Source organism: Dietzia sp. DQ12-76 (genome assembly GCF_014145045.1).
GTDB lineage: Bacteria > Actinomycetota > Actinomycetes > Mycobacteriales > Mycobacteriaceae > Dietzia.
Genome location: NZ_JAALDV010000520.1, coordinates 1 through 1,188, shown reverse-complemented (window position 1 = coordinate 1,188; position 1,188 = coordinate 1). Strand labels below are relative to the sequence as shown.

The following is a 1,188-nucleotide window of genomic DNA, read 5'->3' as shown; positions in this document are numbered from 1 at the left end:
GCTGACGCCGCGCCACGGCCGGGCCGGCGCATGCCCGGGCCCGTGCAGGCCTGGGCCTGCGGAACTGCCTTCTGATGAGCCCGGGCCGATGAGCGGGGGCCCGGGCCCGGCTCAGCTGCGGATGAACACCTGCGTGGCGTAGAGCCTGTTGTCACCGGCCACGGCGACACCCATGCCCATGGAGGTGTGATCGGTGCGCAACAGGTTGAGCCGGTGTCCGGTCGAGGCCATCCACTGGTTGACGAGCTGCTGCGGGGTGGCGTTGCGCCAGTTCTGCAGCACGTTCTCCGACCAGCGGGTGGTGCCGCTGGGGACCTGGTTACGCAGGTCGGGGTTGTGATACATCCGGTTCTCCGCCGCCTGGACCTGGCTCCAGGCGGTGGCCAGCTGGACGAGCGCGTCGTTGGACGGCAGCGGCGCACGGCCATTGGCGACCCGAGCGGCGTTGGTGGCGTCATGGAGCTGCTGGCGGTACTCGGCGCTCGTGGGATCGAGGGCCGGGGCGGTGCCGCCGCCGCCAACGGCCAATCCGAAGGACGATCCGGGCACGAGGAACTGCTGCGCCGAGGCGGCGGGGACCCCCAGTCCGCCGACCGCCATGGTGGCGGCGGCGACGACGGCGAGGGGCTTGACGAAACGAGGGGAAGTGCGGCGCACGGGAGGGACTCCATTTCTGCACGCCCCGAGGGGGAGGGCATGCAGGAAACACGGTAGAGACCAAAGCCGTTCTGGGCTAGTGGGCTTGGGGAATCTAGCCGTATTTTCACACTGTTAACCGGCCGTGCGCCGGAGCGGTCACCCCCGTTCGAAGTCCAGCACCACGTGGATCCGACCCTCCTCGTCGGTGGCGGTGCCCACCCCGACCTTCGCGAACTCGCCGTCCAGCATGCGGTCGCGCATGCCCGTGTCGGTGAGCATGGCGGTGAGCACGTTCTGGGGTGTGGCCTCCGGAGGCAGGGCCAGCACCGTACGATCCCGGGTCTCGCCGCTCTCGGGGACCGGGAGATCGCCGGTCGTGGGGTCGCCCGCGGCCAGCTGGTCCGCGCGGACCTCGGCCTCGACGGACAGGACCGGGTCGGTGACCAGACGCTCGGCGCCGACCGCGGTGCGCGCCTCGTTGACGCCTGCGACGACGCTGCCTTCGAACGCCTTCCGGGCGACCTCGGGCGGCACCACGACGAGAGGAGC

At 71.0% G+C, this 1,188-nt stretch carries 2 protein-coding genes; both read right to left on the bottom strand.

The annotated features are described in order from the left end of the window. Window positions 1-111 precede the first annotated feature (111 nt). Window positions 112-657, bottom strand: coding sequence for a CAP domain-containing protein (locus tag G6019_RS15990; protein ID WP_107755594.1), 546 nt, complete (start codon window positions 655-657; stop codon window positions 112-114). Window positions 658-795: 138 nt separating this feature from the next. After that, a partial coding sequence (locus G6019_RS15985) for a CAP domain-containing protein (RefSeq protein WP_182628026.1) occupies window positions 796-1,188 on the bottom strand: 393 nt, incomplete at its 5' end.